The organism is Streptomyces sp. PTL18, assembly GCF_059510295.1.
Map to the genome: position 1 here is coordinate 168,945 of NZ_JCAJZO010000002.1, position 19,277 is coordinate 188,221.

Sequence of the window (19,277 nt, forward strand, 5' to 3'; positions counted from 1 at the left end):
TCCTTCGCACGACCCCGCGGCGCCAGAGATCAAAGCACGGAGTGCGCCGGCTATCCAATCAATCGGCGCTTGCAGCAGGGTGGTTGACCGCTCAGGCCACGCATCCGTAAAGGTGTGCGCACGGCTTGGCGGCGGTTTCTCCACACGCGGGGCGAGGCGGGAGCGGGACCGACGTTTCCCCCACGATACGGAACAAGACATTCCGCACCAATGGAGCGTGCCGCGCCAGGCCGGCGTGGAACTCCCTCGCACCTCGTGCCGCAGTTGCGCATTCACGGTGCAGATTCGCCGAACCCCGGGTGACCGGCGTCCCGTCCCGCCGACGACGGGCACCCGGGTCCGGGAACGGACCCGCCGCGCCAGGACGTCACCGCGACAGTGCACCGACCTCGGCGGCCCGGCGGAGACGGACGGACACGCGCACCGCACCGCCGCCCGCGGCGAGGACCGGGCCGCCGACGGCCGTCGAGATGTTCAGGCGCTCGCGGTTCTCGATCCCGTGCGGGCTGTCGAGCGCCGGCCCCCGGGCTACGCGACGATCACGCCGACGGACGACGGGCAGCCGGTCGAGACCGAACTGGACGGCCCCCACCCTGCTCGCCCGGCGTGAACCGCTGGGCCCCGGCCCGGAAGAAGCCGGCCGCCCCGGTGACGACCGGTTCCCCTGCGGGCCCCGAGGCGGCAGCCGCCGGAGCGCGGCGACTGCCGGCACGGCCGCGCCGGACGGGTACGATCCGGCCGGTTCCGCAGGCCGCGACGCCGGGGAAAGGGGCGTCGACGCCGGGGAAAGGGGCGTCAGGGGGGCCGGGCCGGGCGCGTCCGGGCCGGGCGCCCGGCGGCCGCACCGTCGCGGTGAGGGCCCTGCCGGCCGGGCGGAGACGCCTGGACCACCGCGGGGACCGGGCTCTCGAGCTCCTCGCCCCCAGGTGTCCCCGGCCCCTCGGCCACGGTTGGTCCCTCCGGGTCGCCACGGAGCCACTTGATCCTGGTCCGGGCGGGTGAACGGGGCCGCCACGCTGGCGTGGCGGCCCCCGTCCTCACGTTGCCGCAGATAGAAACGCTTCTGCGCGTGTAGCGTCCTGGTGGGGCGGGTGGGACTCGAACCCACGGCCGACGGATTATGAGTCCGCTGCTCTAACCGGCTGAGCTACCGCCCCGTCACGGCGCGTCGCGTACATGTGTGCGCGCCGTCTGCCGCAGCATAGCCGCTCATACGATCTCCTGCTTCGGATGGTCGTCTTCCGGCGGCCCTTCATGACCTTGAGGACTTCGCCACGGACGCGGCGGTTCCCCGGGCATGAAAAAGGACCCCGAAGGGTCCTCGTTCAGCGTGCTCCCCCGACTGGACTCGAACCAGTAACCTGCCGGTTAACAGCCGGCTGCTCTGCCAATTGAGCTACGGAGGACCGAGCTCCCCCGACTGGACTCGAACCAGTAACCTGCCGGTTAACAGCCGGCTGCTCTGCCAATTGAGCTACGGAGGAATGCCTCGTTGCATCGAACGTACCTCCCTGGGTATCCGCCAGGGGGCGCTCGCTCGCTGCGACACATACATTAGCGCAAGCAGGGGGGTGCTCCGCCAACCGGTAGTCCCCCGCGACCGGTGCCCACGCAAGGGACGACGCAGACGCAAGGGAAGGATGGCCGCCATGCGCTACCGGCTCACGTTCGTCGCCGGGCTGGTCCTGGGCTATGTGCTCGGCACACGGGCCGGGCGCGAGCGTTACGAGCAGTTGAAGAAGTCCGCCCGGCAGGTCGCGCAGAACCCCGCCGTGCGCAACACCGCCGAGACCGCCGCCCAGCAGGGCCGCGAGATCGCCGGAAAGGCCCTGCACGCCGTGGGGGCCAAGGTGGGCGATCACATGCCCGACTCGGTCACCGACCGTGTGCGCTCGCTGCGGGAACGCGGCACGAACGGCAGCCGCCCGGACGACTGGGGCTCCAGCGACAGCTGACGTCGGTGACGGCAGGCCGGGGACCCCCAGCGGCTCTCCCGACGAGGTTCCCCGGCGCGCCGTCCAGGCACCGGGGGAGGCACGTCCATCCCCTCCGTGCGGCAGAATTTCCGTCATGGGGATAGTCGCCGGGTTGGACAGTTCACCCGATCTCACTCGAATCGTCGTCTGTGACACGGACACGGGCGCCGTGCTCAGGCAGGGGTATGCACCGCATCCGGTGGAGGCTCCCGAGGGTGGCGGTCGTCCCTCCGACGTCGACCCGCAGGCGTGGCTGCTGTCCCTGGGGGAGGCGGCCGGCGGTGGGCTGCTGGAGGGCGTGCAGGCCATCGGCGTGTCCACGCAGCAGAACGCGCTGGTCCCGCTCGACGCACAGGGCGCCACCGTGCGGCCCGCGCTGGTCGGCGGCGACAAGCGGGCGCAGGTCGCGGCGGCCGACCTGATCGACGCGCTCGGCGGCCGGCAGGCCTGGGCCGAGGCCGTCGGCTGCGTCCCGCAGGCCGCGCAGCCCGTGACCAAGCTGCGGTGGCTCGCCAAGACGGAACCCGACAACGCGCTGCGCACGGCCGTGCTGATGCAGGCCCACGACTGGCTGGTGTGGCAGTTGCTCGGGCGTCCCGCGCGACGGACCACGGACCGGGGCGGCGCCTCCGGGACCGGGTACTGGTCGGCGGCGACCGGCGCCTACCGCGGCGACCTCGTCGAGCTGGCCCTCGGCCACCAGGCCATGGTGCCCGAGGTGATCGGTCCCTCCGAGGCGGCCGGCACGACGCCGGAGGGACTGCTGATCTCCGCCGGGACCGGGGAGACCATGGCCGCCGCGCTCGGTCTGGGCATCGGACTCGGCGACGCGGTGGTCTCGCTCGGCGCCTCCGGATCCGTGATGGCCGTCCACCCCGAGGCGCTCGTCGACTCCTCCGGGATGATCACCTCGCTGGCGGACGCCACGGGCATGCACCTGCCGGTGGTGACCACCCTCAACGCCGTGCGCACCCTGCGCGGCGCCGTCGAACTCCTCGGTCTGCCGGACCTCGAGTCGCTGTCCGACCTGGCGATGAAGTCGACGCCGGGCGCGCACGGGCTGGTCCTGCTGCCGTACCTGGAGGGCGAGCGGACCCCGAACCTGCCGCACACCGCGGGCACCCTGGCCGGACTGCGGCGCGAGTCGATGAAACCGGAGCACCTGGCGCGGGCCGCGTTCGAGGGCATGCTGTGCGGGCTCGCGGACGCCCTCGACGTGCTGCGCGGGCGCGGCGTGGAGGTGCGGCGGATCTTCCTGCTGGGTGCCGCGGCGGAGCTGCCCGCCGTGCAGGCGGCGGCGCCCCCGCTGTTCGGCGCGCAGGTCGTCGTCCCCCAGCCCGCGGACTATGCCGCGATCGGCGCGGCCCGGCAGGCGGCCTGGTCGCTCGGTGTCTCGCAGGGCACCCTGGACCCGCGCACCCCGCCCCCGTGGCAGGGTGCGGCGGCTCAGGTCCTGGAGCCGGGCGAGGAACTCGCGGTGGGCCAGGCCGTACGGCAGCAGTACGTGTCGGTACGTGAGCAGACGCATCCGGGAGCGTTCCGGCCGTAGACGCGGTGAGCACCGTGACCGCAGTGACGATGGTCACTGCGGTCACGGTGACGGGCATGTCGCCCACCTCACACGGTGTCACCCGTATGGCAGCCGCCCGGCGATGAGGCACGACACCGCCCTGGAGGACTACGCCGGAAGACCGAGCCCGCTCGGTCGTATGACCGCTCTCGGCTTAATCGGTTGAGGTAACGCGGGTGGAGTGTCCGACGATAGGGGGTGATGCACCACCGTCCGCCTCCCCTTTCGTCGACCACTCCGAGAGACCACGCGTGCTCATACGACTTCTGAGGACCCATGTGGGTCCGTACAAGAAACCGATAGCCCTGCTGGTGCTGCTGCAGTTCCTGCAGACCTGCGCCACGTTGTACCTGCCCACCCTGAACGCGCACATCATCGACAACGGTGTCGTGAAGGGGGACACGGACTACATCCTCACCTTCGGCGGCCTCATGATCGGGGTCTCGCTGTGCCAGGTGGTGTGCAACATGGGCGCCGTCTACTTCGGAGCCCGTACCGCGTCGGCCGTCGGCCGGGACATGAGGGCGGCCGTCTTCGACCGGGTGCAGTCGTTCTCCTCCCGTGAGGTGGGTCACTTCGGCGCACCGTCGCTGATCACCCGCACCACGAACGACGTGCAGCAGGTGCAGATGCTCGTCCTGATGACGTTCACCCTGATGGTGTCGGCGCCGATCATGTGCGTGGGCGGCATCGTCCTGGCGCTCGGCCTGGACGTACCGCTGTCCGGTGTCCTGGTCGCCGTGGTGCCCGTGCTCGGCGTCTGCGTGACCCTGATCGTGCGCCGGCTGAGGCCGCTGTTCCGCACCATGCAGGTCCGCCTGGACACGGTGAACCGGGTGCTGCGCGAGCAGATCTCCGGCAACCGGGTCATCCGCGCCTTCGTCCGCGACGACTACGAGAAGGACCGCTTCAAGGGCTCGAACACCGAGCTCACCGAGGTGTCCCTGGCCACCGGCCGCACGCTGGCGCTGATGTTCCCCATGGTGATGACCGTGGTGAACCTCTCCTCGATCGCCGTGGTCTGGTTCGGTGCCCACCGCATCGACAGCGGCGGCATGCAGATCGGCGACCTGACGGCGTTCCTCGCCTACCTGATGCAGATCGTCATGTCCGTGATGATGGCCACCTTCATGTTCATGATGGTGCCGCGCGCGGAGGTCTGCGCCGAACGCATCCAGGAGGTCCTCGGCACCTCCTCCAGCGTCGTGCCTCCCGCCGCGCCCGTCACCGAACTGCGCCGGCGCGGTCATCTGGAGATCCGGGGCGCCGGTTTCCGCTATCCGGGTGCCGAGGAGCCGGTGCTCAAGGCCATCGACCTGGTGGCGCGGCCCGGCGAGATCACGGCCGTCATCGGGTCCACCGGCAGCGGCAAGTCCACCCTGCTCGGGCTGATCCCCCGCCTGTTCGACGCCACCGAGGGCGCGGTCCTCGTGGACGGCGTGGACGTGCGGGAGATCGGCCCGGAGCTGCTGGCCAGGACGGTCGGTCTGGTCCCGCAGAAGCCCTACCTGTTCGCGGGCACGGTCGCCACCAACCTGCGCTACGGCAATCCGGACGCCACCGACGAGGAGCTGTGGCACGCGCTGGAGGTGGCGCAGGCCGAGGACTTCGTCTCCAAGCTGGAGAACGGGCTCGACTCCCCCATCGCACAGGGCGGCACCAATGTCTCCGGCGGCCAGCGGCAGCGTCTCGCGATCGCCCGCACCCTGGTGCAGCGCCCGGAGATCTACCTCTTCGACGACTCCTTCTCCGCACTCGACTACGCCACCGACGCTGCCCTGCGGGCGGCGCTCGCCCGGGAGACCGCCGAGGCGACCGTCGTCATCGTCGCCCAGCGGGTGGCGACCATCCGGGACGCCGACCGGATCGTGGTCCTGGACGAGGGCCGCGTCGTCGGCGCAGGCCGCCACCACGAGCTGATGGCGGACAACGAGACCTACCGGGAGATCGTGCTCTCCCAGCTCACGGAAGCGGAGGCTGCCTGATGGCAGGGCCCATGCGGGGGATGATGGGCGGGGGCGGCCCCGACCAGCGCTCGATGGACTTCAGGGGGTCCGGGAAACGGCTCCTGGCCCAGTTCAGACCCGAACGCCCCACCATGATCGCGATGCTGTTCTGCGGCGTGCTGAGCGTCGGGTCGTCCGTGGTCGGGCCGAAGATCCTGGGCAGGGCCACGGACCTGGTGTTCGCCGGGATCATCGGCCGTCGGATGCCGGCCGGGCTGAGCAAGGAGCAGGTCCTCGACTCCATGCGGAAGCGGGGCCAGGGCGGCATCGCCGACATGCTCTCCGGTACGGACTTCACCCCGGGCAAGGGCATCGACTTCGGTGCCGTGGGGAACGTCCTGCTGCTCGCGCTGTGCACGTTCCTGGTGGCCGGCCTGCTGATGGCGGTGTCGACGAGGCTCTCCAACCGGGCCATCAACAAGACGGTCTACCGTCTGCGCGAGGAGGTGCAGGGGAAGCTGTCGCGGCTTCCCCTGTCGTACTTCGACCAGCGGCAGCGCGGCGAGGTGCTCAGCCGCGCGACCAACGACATCGACAACATCCAGCAGACGCTGCAGCAGTCGATGGGCCAGCTCATCAACTCGCTGCTGACGATCGTCGGCGTGCTGACGATGATGTTCTGGGTGTCGTGGCTGCTGGCGCTGGTCGCCCTGGTGACCGTGCCGCTGTCGTTCTTCGTCGCGACCCGCGTGGGCAAGCGGTCGCAGCCGCACTTCGTGCAGCAGTGGCGCACCACCGGCAAGCTGAACGCCCACATCGAGGAGATGTACACCGGGCACACGCTGGTGAAGGTGTTCGGGCGGCAGGAGGAGTCGGCGAAGCAGTTCGCGGAGCAGAACGACGCCCTGTACGAGGCGGGTTTCCGGGCGCAGTTCAACAGCGGTGTGATGCAGCCGCTGATGATGTTCATCTCCAACCTGAACTATGTCCTGGTCGCGGTGGTCGGCGGTCTCCGGGTCGCGTCGGGCGCCCTGTCGATCGGTGACGTGCAGGCCTTCATCCAGTACTCGCGGCAGTTCTCGATGCCGCTCACGCAGGTCGCGTCGATGGCGAACCTGGTGCAGTCGGGTGTGGCGTCGGCGGAGCGGATCTTCGACCTGCTGGACGCGGAGGAGCAGTCGGCCGACCCCGCGCCCGGGCTGCGGCCGGAGGAACTGCGCGGGCGGGTCGCGCTGGAGAACGTGTCGTTCCGCTACGACCCGGAGAAGCCGCTCATCGAGAACCTGTCGCTGAAGGTGGAGCCGGGACAGACGGTCGCGATCGTCGGCCCGACGGGAGCGGGCAAGACCACGCTCGTCAACCTGCTCATGCGCTTCTACGACGTCACCGGCGGGCGGATCACGCTCGACGGGGTCGACATCGCGAAGATGTCCCGCGACGAGCTGCGGTCCTCGATCGGGATGGTGCTGCAGGACACCTGGCTGTTCGGCGGCACGATCGCGGAGAACATCGCCTACGGCGCCTCGCGGGAGGTCACGCGCGCGGAGATCGAGGAGGCGGCGCGCGCGGCGCACGCGGACCGGTTCGTCCGTACGCTGCCGGACGGCTACGACAGCGTGATCGACGACGAGGGGGCGGGGGTCAGCGCGGGCGAGAAGCAGCTCATCACGATCGCGCGGGCGTTCCTGTCGGATCCGGTGATCCTGGTGCTGGACGAGGCGACGAGTTCCGTGGACACGCGGACGGAGGTGCTGATCCAGAAGGCGATGGCGAAGCTGGCGCACGGGCGCACGTCGTTCGTGATCGCGCACCGGCTGTCGACGATCCGGGACGCCGACACGATCCTTGTGATGGAGAACGGGTCCATCGTCGAACAGGGCTCGCACACGGAGCTGCTGGCCGCGGACGGGGCCTATGCGCGGCTGTACAAGGCGCAGTTCTCCCAGGCTGTGGCCGAGGTGGACTGACCGACCGGTCAACTGGTCGGCCGGCGGACCGACCGACTGCTCGCCGGGGGCCGCCCGAACGGGCGGCCCCCTCAGTCGAGGTAGCCCCTGAGCTGGTCCGCGAAGGCGTGGTCCCGCAGTTTGTTCAGCGTCTTGGACTCGATCTGACGGATGCGTTCGCGGGTGACGCCGAAGATGCGGCCTATCTCCTCCAGGGTGCGGGGGCGGCCGTCGACGAGGCCGTAGCGCAACTGCACGACCTTCCTCTCCCGCTCGCCGAGCGTGGACAGGACGGCCTCCAGATGTTCCTTGAGCAGCAGGAACGCGGCGGACTCCACCGGGCTGGCCGCGTCGCCGTCCTCGATGAGGTCGCCCAGGGCCACGTCGTCCTCCTCGCCCACGGGAGCGTGCAGCGAGACCGGCTCCTGGGCGAGCCGCAGCACCTCGCTCACCCGCTCGCTGGGCAGTTCCAGATGGGCGGCGACCTCGTCCGGGGTCGGTTCGTAGCCGCGTTCCTGGAGCATGCGGCGCTGGACGCGGATGACCCGGTTGATCAGCTCGACGACGTGGACCGGGACGCGGATGGTGCGGGCCTGGTCGGCGAGGGCGCGGGACATGGCCTGGCGGATCCACCAGGTCGCGTACGTGGAGAACTTGTAGCCGCGGGCGTAGTCGAACTTCTCGACGGCCCTGATCAGACCGAGGTTTCCCTCCTGCACCAGGTCCAGCATGGTCAGCCCGCGGCCGACGTACCGCTTGGCGACGGAGACGACGAGGCGCAGATTGGCCTCGATCAGCCGCCGCTTGGCCATGCGGCCCATGACCACCAGCCGGTCCAGGTCGAGTGCGAGCCGGGTGTCCAGGTCGGGGCTGTTGAGGAGCTTCTCCTCGGCGAACAGGCCGGCCTCGACACGGCGGGCGAGTTCGACCTCCTCGGCGGCCGTGAGCAGGGGGATCCGGCCGATCTCGCGCAGATACTGGCGGAACAGGTCGGAGGAGGGGCCACCGGTGTCGGCACGGTCGCGGAGGGCCTCCACGGCCTCGGCGGGCTCTGACGGCTCGTCCAGCTCGGAGGGGCCCGGTGGCTCGGGCTCGGGCTCGGGCTCCGTCTCGGGGCCGTGCGCGAGCCGGTTCCGCGGAGGCGCCGCCGGGAGGACATCGGCCTCCGCGTCCGGCTCGCCGTTCACGATGTCCGGTTGTGTGAGGGTCCGGGTCTGCACGGGGGCGACCTCCAGGGGTGTCGCTGCTTCAGGCGTGCGGCAGCGGTACGTCGGTGAGCGGAACCGCGGGGCGGGCCGGCCGCGCTCCGAGGACTCAGAGCCCCGAACACAATGGGAGTCCGATCAGCTCGCGGGGCGGTCGCCCATCTTGTTCGGGGCTCTCAGGCACCGGAACCCAGTGTGGAGTACGACACATCGCCGCCACGAGGGTTGTGCGCCCACTTTTTGAGTCCGGTCCGTGACCGGGTGGTTACGCTGCCGCACTCAGGGGCGGCACACCGGCTAGAGGGCCGCCGCCCCCCGCTCCCGCAATGCCTGGTCGTACTGCTGGAGCACCCACAGTTCGTTCTGCACGGCGGCCAGTTGGGCCGGGTCGCCGTGCGTGCCCAGGCGGGTCAGGGTGGACTGGATGTCGCGGATCCGGCGTTCGACCGCGCGGCGGCGGACCGTGACCAGGACCGTGCCGGCGTACACCTCGTCCACCGTCCTGCGCATGATCGCCTCGACCGCCAGTTCCGTGACCATGGCGCGCACCGCGTCGTCGGGCGCCGCCTCGCGGACCCGGACCAGATACTCCTGCGGGTCCTGCGCGCCCCACTCGGCGCCACCCGCCTCCATGATCGCCTGCCGTACGGCCGCGTACGGCGCCGCCGTGAACTCGTCGCCCCCGTAGGCGTCGAACGCGGGCGACACCAACTCCGGTCGCTGGAGGGCGAGTTTCAGCAGCTCGCGCTCGGTGGCGTAGACCGGGTTGCGGAGGGTGAGCGCCGGGCCGGAGACGGCCGGGCGGGGGGCCGCCTCGTAGTGCTGCGCCGGGCGCTGTCCCGTCGGCGCCGGGCCCCTGCCGCCCCGGTCGCGCGCCCAACGGGCCAGTTGCGCCACCCGCTTGACCACGAACTGCGTGTCCAGGATGCCGAGCATGCCCGCGAGCTGGACCGCGACCTCGTGCTGGGCGCCACTGTTCTTGATGCGGGCCACGACCGGTGCCGCCTCGTCCAGCGCGGCCGCCCGGCCCGCGGGGGTCTCCAGGTCGTAGCGGCCGACGATCTGCCGGAGCGCGAACTCGAAGAGCGGCGTCCGCGGCTCCGCCAGGTCCGCGACCGCCTCGTCCCCCTTGGCGAGCCGCAGGTCGCAGGGGTCCATGCCGTCCGGCGCGATCGCGATGTACGTCTCGGCGGCGAACTTCTGGTCGTCCTCGAAGGCCCGCAGGGCCGCCTTCTGACCGGCCGCGTCGCCGTCGAAGGTGAAGATGACGCGCGCGCTGCCGTTGTCCATCAGCAGCCGCCGCAGGATCTTGATGTGCTCGCCGCCGAAGGCCGTGCCGCAGGTCGCGATGGCCGTGGTGACGCCGGCCAGGTGGCAGGCCATGACGTCGGTGTAGCCCTCGACGACCACCGCCCGGCTGGTCTTCGCGATCTCCTTCTTCGCCAGGTCGATGCCGTACAGGACCTGGGACTTGCGGTAGATCGGCGTCTCGGGGGTGTTGAGGTACTTCGGGCCGGTGTCCGCCTCGTAGAGCTTGCGGGCGCCGAAGCCGACCACGTCGCCGCCGATGTCCCGGATCGGCCACATCAGCCGGCCGCGGAAACGGTCGATGGGGCCTCGGCGGCCCTCCTGGGACAGACCGGAGAGGAGCAGCTCCTTGTCGCTGAAGCCCTTGCCGCGCAGATAGCGGGTGAGGTGGTCCCAGCCCTGCGGGCTGTAGCCGACGCCGAAGTGCACCGCGGCGGCCTGGTCGAAGCCGCGCTCGGCCAGGAACTTCCGCCCCGCCTCGGCCTCCGCGCTCGCGTCGATCTGCTCGGCGTACCACTGGGCGGCCAGCTGGTGCGCCTCGATCAGGCGGATGCGTTCGCCGCGCTGATGGGTGGGGTTGTACCCGCCCTCCTCGTACCGCAGCGTGATGCCCGCGCGGGCGGCGAGCCGCTCGACCGACTCCGAGAAGGACAGGTGGTCGACCTTCATCACGAACGTGATGGTGTCGCCGCCCTCCTGGCAGCCGAAGCAGTGGAACAGTCCCTTGCCGGGGCTGACCTGGAAGGACGGCGACTTCTCGTCGTGGAAGGGGCACAGCCCCTTCAGGTTCCCCCCGCCGGCGTTGCGCAGCTGGAGGTACTCGGACACGACGGCGTCGATCGGGACCGCGTCCCGTACCGCCTTCACGTCCTCGTCGTTGATCCGTCCTGCCACGAGGAGATTCTACGGGGGTGGTGTGACAGGGGGCGGCTCATGTCGGATCACGAGGTGAGGCTCTCCAGCGGTACCCCCGGGTCCGCCAACGCATCCGGATCCACCACCGTCCGCTCCCGGATCAGTTTCTGGATCCGGTCCGTGACGTCCCACACATTCATGTTCATCCCGGCCAGCACCCTGCCCTCCTTCAGCCAGAAGGCGACGAAGTGCCGCTTGCCGGCGTCCCCCCGGATCACCACCTGGTCGTACGTCCCGGGCGGCGCCCAGCCCGAGTACTCCATCCCCACGTCGTACTGGTCGGAGAAGAAGTACGGCACCCGGTCGTACGTCACCTCGCGCCCGAGCATCGCGCGGGCGGCGGCCGGGCCGCCGTTCAGCGCGTTCGCCCAGTGCTCGACGCGCAGCCGGGTGCCGAAGAGGGGGTGGTGGAAGGAGGCCACGTCGCCGGCGGCGTAGATGTCGGGGTCGGAGGTGCGCAGCTGCTGGTCGACGACCACTCCCCCGCCGTACACCGGGTCGGCGATCTCCAGCCCCGCCGCCTCCGCGAGAGCGACCCTGGGGGCCGCGCCGATCGCGGCGAGCACGTCGTGCGCGGGGTGCTCCTCGCCGTCGTCGGTGCGGGCGGCCAGCACCATGCCGTCCTGGCCGACGATCTCGGTGAGCCGCACCCCGAAGTGGAAGCGGACCCCGTGGTCGCGGTGCAGCTCCGTGAACAGCTCGCCCAGCTCGGGGCCGAGGACGTGGTGCAGCGGGGTCGGCGCGGACTGGATGACGGTGACCTCCGCGCCGTACTCGCGGGCCGCCGCCGCGACCTCCAGGCCGATCCAGCCCGCGCCCGCGATCACGAGGTGGCCGTTGTCCCGGCCGAGGGCCGTGAGCACGCCCTTGAGGCGCTCGGCGTGGGAGAGCCGGCGCAGATGGTGGACACCGGCGAGGTCCGTGCCGGGGATGTCCAGGCGGCGGGGCTCGGCGCCGGTCACGAGGAGCAGCTTGTCGTAGTGGACGAGCGTGCCGTCGTCGCCGAAGCGGACCGTCTTCGCGGCGCGGTCGACGGCGTCCACCGTCTGGCCGAGGTGCAGCTCGATGTCGTTGCGCGCGTACCAGGCGGGCTCGTGGACGAAGACGCTGTCGCGCTCCTCCTTGCCGAGCAGGTAGCCCTTGGAGAGGGGAGGCCGTTCGTAGGGGTGGTCGCGTTCGTCGCAGATCAGTATCACGCGGCCGGTGAAGCCCTCCTCCCGGAGCGTCTCGGCCGCCTTGGCGCCGGCGAGACCTCCTCCGACGATGACGAATGTCTCATCCGCGTCGACCACTTGATGCCTCCTCGTAAGGATGTCGCCATGTGCGAGCCTCCCGCACGGGAGCGGGCTGCGGGAAGAGGGGGTGCCCCGATCAGGCCGGGGAGGGGCACGACCGGCCGTCACGTGCCGCCGTCATGTTCAGTCGTGTCCGGATCGCGTGCGCCCCGTCAGCCGCGCGTGCAGGGAGCCGGCCGAGGCGTCCGTGAGCGAGGCGATCTGGTCGACGATCACCCGTTTGCGGGCACGGTCGTCGGCGGCCTCTTCGAACAGTGCCCGGAACTGCGGGTCCAGCCCGTCGGGCGCGCGGGCGGTGAGCGCCTCGGCCAGTTCGGCGACGACGACACGCTGGCCGGCACGGATGCGCTCCTGCTCGGCGCGCTGCATCACATACAGGTCGGCGACCGCCTTGAGGACCGCGCACTCCATGCGGGTGCTGCGGGGCACGACCAGCTCGGCGGCGTATCTGCTCAGGCGCCCGCCGCCTCCCCCCGAGCCCGAACGGCCCGGGAGGTGCCCCCATGCCGCCCGGGTGGCCGCCTCGGCGGCCAGGCAGAAGCGGCCGATGAGCTGGCTGGTGGCGTCCTTGAGACGGCCCTGGGCGATGGCCGAACCGTCGTAGCCGCAGGGCCACCACTGCTGGGCGAGGAGCCGGTCGAGGGCCTCGGCGAGCTCTTCGGGGTCGGTGTCCGCGGGCACGTACCGGCCGAGGGCGACGGCGAAGACCGCCTGCCGTTCGGGCTCGGCGCGCAGGGCGCCCGGGTCGAGGTACCCGGCGTGCAGGCCGTCCTCGAAGTCGTGCACGGAGTAGGCCACGTCGTCGGACCAGTCCATGACCTGGGCCTCGAAGCAGGTCCGGTGGCCGGGGGCGCCCTTGCGGAACCAGTCGAAGACGGCGCGGTCGTCCTCGTAGACGCCGAACTTCGCGGAGGCGGGGTCGGTGGGGTGGGCGCCGCGCGGCCACGGGTACTTGGTGGCGGCGTCGAGGACGGCGCGGGTGAGGTTCAGGCCGACGCTGACGAGCTCGCCGGTGCTGACCCGGGGGACGAACCGCTTGGGCTCGATCCTGGTGAGCAGGCGCAGGGACTGGGCGTTGCCCTCGAAGCCGCCGCAGTCGTGGGCGAACTCGTTCAGCGCCTGTTCGCCGTTGTGCCCGAAGGGCGGATGGCCGAGGTCGTGGGAGAGGCAGGCGGCCTCCACCAGGTCGGGGTCGCAGCCGAGGGCGGCGCCGAGCTCCCGGCCGACCTGGGCGCATTCCAGCGAGTGGGTGAGGCGGGTGCGGGGGCTGGCGTCCCAGGCCTCGCTCCGGGTGCCGGGGGTGACGACCTGGGTCTTGCCCGCCAGACGGCGCAGCGCGGCCGAGTGCAGGACGCGGGCGCGGTCGCGCTGGAAGGCGGTGCGGCCGGGCCGTTTGTCGGGCTCGGCGGCCCAGCGCTCGGTGTCCGACGCGTCGTACGCCGAGCCGTTCTCGCAGCGTGTGGGGGTCTCGTGGTCCTTCGGTGCGATCCCTTCCATGACCTGACAGTAATCGCAGCCACGGACAATCGGGATGTCGTCGTCCGCTTCTCGCCGGGGCGTCAGGTCCCGCCGCGCTGTCAGGCGTGGTTCAGGCCGTCGCCAGCGCGGCTTCCGTGGCCGCCTCGGTTGTCGCGAGGGCCTGGTCGTAGCGGTGCAGCACCAGTCGGGTCATCGCCGCGTGGGCCCCGAGAGGAGCGGCGGCGATCCACGGTGCGGCCTCGGAGCACTCCGTGTGGAAGCGGCCGGGGGCGGTGAAGTACGAGGCGACGGCGATCCGGTGGCGGCCGCGGGCGGTCAGCGCGCGGACCGCCTCGGGCACGGTGGGCGTGGCCGCGGAGGCGTAGGCGGGGACGACGGGGACACCGAGGCGCTCGGCGAGGAGCCGGGCGGTGCGGCGGGTGTCGACGGCGGATTCGGGGTCGCGGGAGCCGGCGGCGGCCAGTACCACCGCGCTGCTGCGGTGCCGGGCGTCGTTCGGGCCGGTCGGCCAGCCTGCCTCGACCAGCCGGGCGTACAGGACCTCCGCGAGGAGCGGGTGCGGGCCGAGCGGGGCCGCCACGCGCGTGTGGGCACGGGCCGCTGCCGCCGCCTCGGGGATGTCCTGCTTGACGTGGTGGCCGCGGCTGAGCAGCAGCGGTACGAGAACGGCGGGCTCCTCGCCGAGGGAGGCGAGGGTGTCGGGCAGCAGCGGCTCGTTCAGCTCGATGTGCCCGAGGCGCACCGGCAGGTGCGGGCGCAGCTCGCGGACCCGTTCCATGAGGGTGCGCACGGTCGCCAGGGCGCGCGGGTCGCGGCTGCCGTGCGCCACGAGGACCAGCGCGGGCCGGGCGGGGCGTCGGCTGCCGTGGAGCGAGACGTGCCTCAGCCGGCTGCCGAGCTGGCTGGTGATCCGGTTCATGAGCTGGGCCGTACTGTCGAGGTGGGCGCCGGAGCGGGGGTGGGGCTCGTCGCGAGGAGGATTCGACGGCGTCATGCACCGATCCTGAGGGCAGGAGGTTGCCACGCCGTTGCGCGGCCGTGACCGCGTTGTTTTCCGGCGTTTCACGGTGCGGGGGCGGGGGGTGTGAGAAGGCTTGCCCACTCCCGGCTGCCGCGCGAAACCGGATCGCCCCCCCGCCGCGTCCCCTTGGGCATGAAGATCCGCAGACCGGGACTGCCGCGCACGCGCGCCGGACAGCGCAGGGCCGTGCAGGTCCTGGTCGCGCTGTGTGTGCTGGCGCTGCTGCCGGCCACCTGGTTGTACCTGACCACGGGCGGCCGGCTGCGCACCGTCGCCGATGTGCCGCGCACCGAGGTCGCCGTCGTCTTCGGCGCGGGCCTGTGGGACGGCGAGCCGTCGCCGTACCTCGCCCACCGCCTGGACGCGGCGGCGGACCTGTACCGGGCGGGCCGGGTCAAGGTCGTCCTGGTCACCGGGGACAACAGCCGCGAGGACTACGACGAGCCGGACGCCATGCGCGCGTACCTGGCACGGCACGGCGTACCGCGCGGGCGGGTCGTGACCGACTACGCCGGCTTCGACACCTGGGACTCCTGTGTCCGGGCGAAGAAGATCTTCGGCGTCGACCGGGCCGTCCTGATCAGCCAGGGCTTCCACATCCGCCGCGCAATCGCCCTGTGCCGGGCGGCGGGCGTGACGTCGTACGGCGTGAGGGTCGAGGACAAGCACGACGTGACCTGGTACTACGGCGGCACCCGGGAGGTCTTCGCGGCGGACAAGGCGGCCCTGGACGCGCTGTTCCACCCGGATCCGACGTTCCTCGGACCGAAGGAGCAGGGGGTCGCGCAGGCGCTGGCGGGGGCACGGGACTGAGCGTGGAGATCACGGATCTGACGCCCGCGGAGCGCCGGGTGTGGGAGTTGACCACGGCGTACCGCACGGTGGGGGACGACGCCGCCGCCCGCACCGTCCAGCTGGCCAAGCTCCGCCGCCACCGCCGCACCCTGCCGCGGTACGCCCGGCTGTGGGGCTGGGTGCAGGACGCCGCCGTGGGCTACGGCTTCCGCCCGATGCGGGCCGCGGGCTGGCTGCTGGTGCTGCTGTGCACCGGCACGCTCGCCTTCGCGCTGCACCGCCCGCCCGCGCTCAAGCCCTCCGAGGCGCCCGGGTTCAACCCGCTCTTCTACACCCTGGACCTGCTGCTGCCGATCATCGACTTCGGCCAGGAGGGCGCGTACGCGCCGCGGGGCTGGTACCAGTGGCTGTCGTACCTGCTGATCGCCACCGGCTGGGTGCTGGCGACGACGATCGCGGCGGGCGCCACCCGTTCGCTGAACCGGCAGTAGGAAGCGGGGGTCCGGGACCTCACGCCGTCCCCGGCCCGGCGGGGAGGTCATGGTCCCGGCCGTGTAACGGGCGGCGCCCCGGCGTGTAACACGCCCGACGCAGGCTGAGCCCATGCAGACCACCTCGACGCCCACCCACTGCCCGTACTGCGCCCTGCAGTGCGGGATGAACCTGAAGCCCACGCCCGAGGGGGGCGTCGAGGTGGCCGAGCGTGCGGACTTCCCGGTGAACCGGGGCGCGCTGTGCGGCAAGGGCCGTACGGCGACGGAGGTGCTGTCGTCACGGGTGCGGCTGACCTCGCCGTTGGTGCGTTCCGGGGGCGTGCTCACCCCCGCCACCTGGGACGAGGCGCTGGACCGTATCGCGGGGGCGCTCTCGCGCGCGCGGGCGGAGCACGGACCGGACGCGCTCGGGGTGTTCGGCGGGGGCGGGCTGACGAACGAGAAGGCGTACACGCTCGGGAAGTTCGCCCGGGTGGTGCTCGGCACCTCGCAGATCGACTACAACGGGCGGTTCTGCATGTCGTCCGCGGCGGCGGCCGGTACCAGGGCGTTCGGGCTGGACCGCGGGCTGCCGTTCCCGCTGGAGGACGTCCCGAAGACCGGGTGTGTGATCCTCGTCGGCTCCAACCTGGCCGAGACGATGCCGCCGTCGCTGCGGTACCTGACGGAGCTGAGGGAGAACGGCGGCACGTTGATCGTCGTCGATCCCCGGCGGACGCGGACGGCGGAGCAGGCGGATCTGCACCTGGCGCCGCGTCCGGGCACGGACCTGGCGCTGGCGCTCGGCCTGCTGCACCTGGTGGTCGCCGAGGGGCGCACGGACGAGGCGTACATCCGGGAACGCACCAGCGGCTGGGAGGAGGCCCGGTCGGCGGCGATGGCGCACTGGCCGGAGTACGTGGAGCGGATAACGGGGGTGCCCGTTCCGCAGCTGCGGGAGGCGGTGCGGCTGTTCTGCGAGCCGGAGCACGCGATGGTGCTGACCGCGCGGGGACCCGAGCAGCAGGCCAAGGGCACGGACACGGTGAGCGCGTGGATCAACCTGTGTCTGGCCACCGGACGCGCGGGCCGCCCGCTGTCCGGCTACGGCTGTCTGACGGGGCAGGGCAACGGGCAGGGCGGACGCGAGCACGGCCAGAAGGCCGACCAGCTGCCCGGGTACCGCAGGCTGACGGACCCGGCGGCACGCCGGCACGTGGCGGAGGTGTGGGGAGTCGACCCGGACTCGCTGCCGGGCCCGGGCCGCAGCGCCTACGAGCTTCTCGACGCGCTGGGCACGGACATCCGCACGCTGCTGGTGATGGGTTCCAACCCGGTGGTGTCGGCACCGCGCGCCGCGCACATCGAGGACCGGCTGCGCTCGCTGGACTTCCTCGCCGTGTGCGACGTGGTCCTGTCGGAGACGGCGGAACTCGCGGACGTGGTGCTGCCGGTGACGCAGTGGGCGGAGGAGACGGGCACGACCACCAACCTGGAGGGCCGGGTCCTGCTGCGCCGCCGCGCGCTGACCCCGCCGCCCGGGGTGCGCAGCGACCTGGAGGTCATGCACGAACTGGCCGCCCGCCTCGGCGTGGAGAAGGGCTTCCCCACGGACCCGGAGGAGGTCTTCGAGGAACTGCGCCGCGCCAGCGCGGGCGGCCCGGCGGACTACTCCGGGGTCACCTACCGCAGGCTGGCGGAGGAGAACGGGGTGTTCTGGCCGTGCCCGGCGCAGGAGGTCGCGGAGGAGGGGGAGAAGGGGGAGAACGCCTTGCCGGACGTGCTCCCCGACGCCCCCGCGGCCCCCTCCGGCGAACCGGCGTCCGGTGTCCATCCGGGCACCCCCCGGCTCTTCCTCGACCGTTTCGCCACCGAGGACGGCCGGGCCCGGTTCACCGCCGTGTCGTACCGGGCGGTGGCCGAGGAGCCCGACGACGCGTACCCGGTGCTGCTGACCACCGGGCGCGTGGTGGCCCAGTACCAGTCCGGGGCGCAGACGCGGCGGGTCGCGGAGCTGAACGCCGCCGCGCCCGGGCCGTTCGTGGAGATGCACCCGCGGCTGGCCGAGCGGCTCGGCGCGGCCGACGGGGACGCGGTCGCCGTGGTGTCGCGGCGGGGGCGGGCCGTGGCGCCCGCGCGGATCAGCCGCGCCATCCGTCCGGACACCGTGTTCATGCCGTTCCACTGGCCGGGCGAGGGCCGCGCCAACACGCTGACCAACCCCGCCCTCGATCCGACCTCCCGCATGCCAGAGTTCAAGGTGTGTGCGGTACGGCTGGAGCGCCTGGGGCAGGGCTCCGCGGACTGACGCCGGAGGTGGGCGTGCGGGACGCGCTCGCCGCGCTGTCCGGCGGTGCCGTGCCGTCCGCGGACGCGTTCGGCAGGGGGGAGGTGGACGCGCCGCCCGCTCCGGTGTTCTCCCGGGTGGGGTCGATGCCGACGGTGAGCGTCGCGACGAGTCCCCTCTCGACGTCCCCGGTGACCGTCATGAGCCCGTCCCTCGCGCCCCCGCCGCGGTAGACCGGGTCGTGCGCGAGCCGGGTACGGGTGCCGGTGTGCCAGGTGTACGGGGCCTTCCGGTACACCGCGTCGGCGTGGCTGTCGGCGAAGAAGAGCTGCCCGGTCCAGTTGACCCTGCCGCCCCTGTAGGTGCCGGCGGTCCTCCTGCCGCCGGTGTGCACCTTGACGTGGAGGTGCGGGGCCTGCGCGGTGTACCAGCCGGGGAAGATCGTCACGAACTCGGCGACGCCGTCGGGCCCGGTGGTCTGGAAGCCGCGCAGGTACGTCGGGTTCCCGCCGCTGTTGTGGCTCTCGGCGGGCACCGTGCCTCCCGGGTGCACGGCGGGGAAGCCGGAGTAGTAGCCCCAGGCGTCGCACTGCCAGATCTCGACGGCCGCGTCCTTGAGGAGGGCGCAGGCGTGGGGCTCGTCGCGCACGGTGAGCCGCACGGTGAGCGGGACGCCCTGCTTGCCTTCGGTGATGTCCCGGCGGAAGGGAGCGCCGGCCAGGTGGTACGGCCCTTGTGCGACGCTGGGGTTGAGCACGCACAGCTCGGCTCCGGGTGCCTTGTGGGCGTCCGGCTCACGCCGGCGGGGGGAGGAGCAGGCGCCTGCCCCCAGTCCCAGGACGGCACCCGCGGCGGCACCGCCCAGCGCGAGCGCACGCCGCCGGGTGAGGTCGCTATCGGTCATGGCCGGACCCTAAGGCGGGGCGGCGCGCAAGGGTGCGGGGGCGCACGGCACGGTCCCCCACACGAGCGACGCACACAGGGGAGTTGGGGCGGTCCGGGAAGCGGGCGGGGCAAGGCCGTACGGGGAAGCCGATCACATGTCCGATCCCTCCGGTGAG

Annotated in this window: 12 protein-coding genes, 3 tRNA genes and 2 pseudogenes; 8 read left to right on the top strand and 9 right to left on the bottom strand. The window is 72.1% G+C overall.

The genetic code is table 11. The annotated features are described in order from the left end of the window. Positions 1-277: 277 nt before the first annotated feature. A complete protein-coding gene (locus AC5WS8_RS05185) occupies positions 278-610 on the top strand; it encodes a hypothetical protein (RefSeq protein WP_496102083.1) in 333 nt (110 codons plus the stop codon). Positions 611-1,080: 470 nt separating this feature from the next. On the opposite strand, the gene AC5WS8_RS05190 is transcribed toward AC5WS8_RS05185, so the two are convergent. The 3 genes from AC5WS8_RS05190 to AC5WS8_RS05200 all read right to left on the bottom strand — a co-directional run bounded on the left by AC5WS8_RS05190 (position 1,081) and on the right by AC5WS8_RS05200 (position 1,484). Beyond that, positions 1,081-1,157 (bottom strand) — tRNA-Ile (locus AC5WS8_RS05190). A gap of 176 nt (positions 1,158-1,333) precedes the next feature. Beyond that, a tRNA-Asn gene (locus AC5WS8_RS05195) sits at positions 1,334-1,406 on the bottom strand. 5 nt (positions 1,407-1,411) lie between these two features. Further along, positions 1,412-1,484 (bottom strand) — tRNA-Asn (locus tag AC5WS8_RS05200). Positions 1,485-1,649: 165 nt separating this feature from the next. Between AC5WS8_RS05200 and AC5WS8_RS05205 the strand changes: the two genes are divergently transcribed. From AC5WS8_RS05205 to AC5WS8_RS05220, 4 genes are all read left to right on the top strand, one after another. Next, a complete protein-coding gene (locus AC5WS8_RS05205; RefSeq protein ID WP_496102084.1) occupies positions 1,650-1,955 on the top strand; it encodes a YtxH domain-containing protein in 306 nt (101 codons plus the stop codon). Positions 1,956-2,070: 115 nt separating this feature from the next. After that, on the top strand, positions 2,071-3,525 hold the full coding sequence (locus AC5WS8_RS05210; RefSeq protein WP_496102085.1) for a xylulokinase: 1,455 nt from the start codon (positions 2,071-2,073) through the stop codon (positions 3,523-3,525). A 272-nt stretch (positions 3,526-3,797) separates the two neighbouring features. Further along, on the top strand, positions 3,798-5,531 hold the full coding sequence (locus AC5WS8_RS05215; protein WP_496102086.1) for an ABC transporter ATP-binding protein: 1,734 nt from the start codon (positions 3,798-3,800) through the stop codon (positions 5,529-5,531). Next, positions 5,531-7,459: an ABC transporter ATP-binding protein gene (locus AC5WS8_RS05220; protein ID WP_496102087.1), complete on the top strand. Its 1,929-nt coding sequence runs from the start codon at positions 5,531-5,533 to the stop codon at positions 7,457-7,459. Before AC5WS8_RS05215 ends, AC5WS8_RS05220 begins: the two co-directional genes overlap by 1 nt. Positions 7,460-7,530: 71 nt before the next feature. On the opposite strand, the pseudogene AC5WS8_RS05225 reads toward AC5WS8_RS05220, so the two are convergent. The 5 genes and pseudogenes from AC5WS8_RS05225 to AC5WS8_RS05245 all read right to left on the bottom strand — a co-directional run. Next, positions 7,531-8,673: pseudogene (locus tag AC5WS8_RS05225) on the bottom strand (RNA polymerase sigma factor); the annotation flags it as partial. Between the two features lie 267 nt (positions 8,674-8,940). After that, positions 8,941-10,845: a DNA primase gene (dnaG, locus tag AC5WS8_RS05230; RefSeq protein WP_496102088.1), complete on the bottom strand. Its 1,905-nt coding sequence runs from the start codon at positions 10,843-10,845 to the stop codon at positions 8,941-8,943. A 47-nt stretch (positions 10,846-10,892) separates the two neighbouring features. After that, a complete protein-coding gene (locus AC5WS8_RS05235) occupies positions 10,893-12,158 on the bottom strand; it encodes an NAD(P)/FAD-dependent oxidoreductase (protein ID WP_496102089.1) in 1,266 nt (421 codons plus the stop codon). Between the two features lie 126 nt (positions 12,159-12,284). Beyond that, positions 12,285-13,658: a deoxyguanosinetriphosphate triphosphohydrolase gene (locus AC5WS8_RS05240; RefSeq protein ID WP_496102090.1), complete on the bottom strand. Its 1,374-nt coding sequence runs from the start codon at positions 13,656-13,658 to the stop codon at positions 12,285-12,287. Positions 13,659-13,749: 91 nt separating this feature from the next. Further along, entirely contained in the window at positions 13,750-14,634 is an 885-nt protein-coding gene (locus AC5WS8_RS05245) for a sirohydrochlorin chelatase (protein WP_496102091.1), read from the bottom strand. A gap of 159 nt (positions 14,635-14,793) precedes the next feature. Between AC5WS8_RS05245 and AC5WS8_RS05250 the strand changes: the two genes are divergently transcribed. The 3 genes and pseudogenes from AC5WS8_RS05250 (at position 14,794) to AC5WS8_RS05260 (ending at position 18,237) form a co-directional block, all read left to right on the top strand. After that, positions 14,794-15,474, top strand: a complete 681-nt coding sequence (locus AC5WS8_RS05250) for a SanA/YdcF family protein (protein WP_496102092.1) — start codon at positions 14,794-14,796, stop codon at positions 15,472-15,474. Between the two features lie 44 nt (positions 15,475-15,518). After that, a pseudogene (locus AC5WS8_RS05255) lies at positions 15,519-15,947 on the top strand (membrane-associated oxidoreductase); the annotation flags it as partial. 112 nt (positions 15,948-16,059) lie between these two features. Beyond that, positions 16,060-18,237 (top strand): molybdopterin oxidoreductase family protein, encoded by a 2,178-nt coding sequence (locus tag AC5WS8_RS05260; RefSeq protein WP_496102093.1) that lies wholly within the window; start codon positions 16,060-16,062, stop codon positions 18,235-18,237. Here the strand turns inward: AC5WS8_RS05260 and AC5WS8_RS05265 are convergent. Continuing rightward, positions 18,185-19,120 (bottom strand): intradiol ring-cleavage dioxygenase, encoded by a 936-nt coding sequence (locus tag AC5WS8_RS05265; RefSeq protein ID WP_496102094.1) that lies wholly within the window; start codon positions 19,118-19,120, stop codon positions 18,185-18,187. The genes AC5WS8_RS05260 and AC5WS8_RS05265 overlap by 53 nt on opposite strands. Between the last annotated feature and the right edge of the window lie 157 nt (positions 19,121-19,277).

Coding starts and splice junctions, on each gene's coding strand:
- AC5WS8_RS05205 (WP_496102084.1), top strand. CDS start 1,650: ATGCGCTACCGGCTCACGTTCGTCGCCGGGCTGGTCCTGGGCTATGTG.
- AC5WS8_RS05210 (WP_496102085.1), top strand. CDS start 2,071: ATGGGGATAGTCGCCGGGTTGGACAGTTCACCCGATCTCACTCGAATC.
- AC5WS8_RS05220 (WP_496102087.1), top strand. CDS start 5,531: ATGGCAGGGCCCATGCGGGGGATGATGGGCGGGGGCGGCCCCGACCAG.
- AC5WS8_RS05240 (WP_496102090.1), bottom strand. CDS start 13,658: ATGGAAGGGATCGCACCGAAGGACCACGAGACCCCCACACGCTGCGAG.
- AC5WS8_RS05245 (WP_496102091.1), bottom strand. CDS start 14,634: ATGACGCCGTCGAATCCTCCTCGCGACGAGCCCCACCCCCGCTCCGGC.
- AC5WS8_RS05250 (WP_496102092.1), top strand. CDS start 14,794: ATGAAGATCCGCAGACCGGGACTGCCGCGCACGCGCGCCGGACAGCGC.
- AC5WS8_RS05260 (WP_496102093.1), top strand. CDS start 16,060: ATGCAGACCACCTCGACGCCCACCCACTGCCCGTACTGCGCCCTGCAG.
- AC5WS8_RS05265 (WP_496102094.1), bottom strand. CDS start 19,120: ATGACCGATAGCGACCTCACCCGGCGGCGTGCGCTCGCGCTGGGCGGT.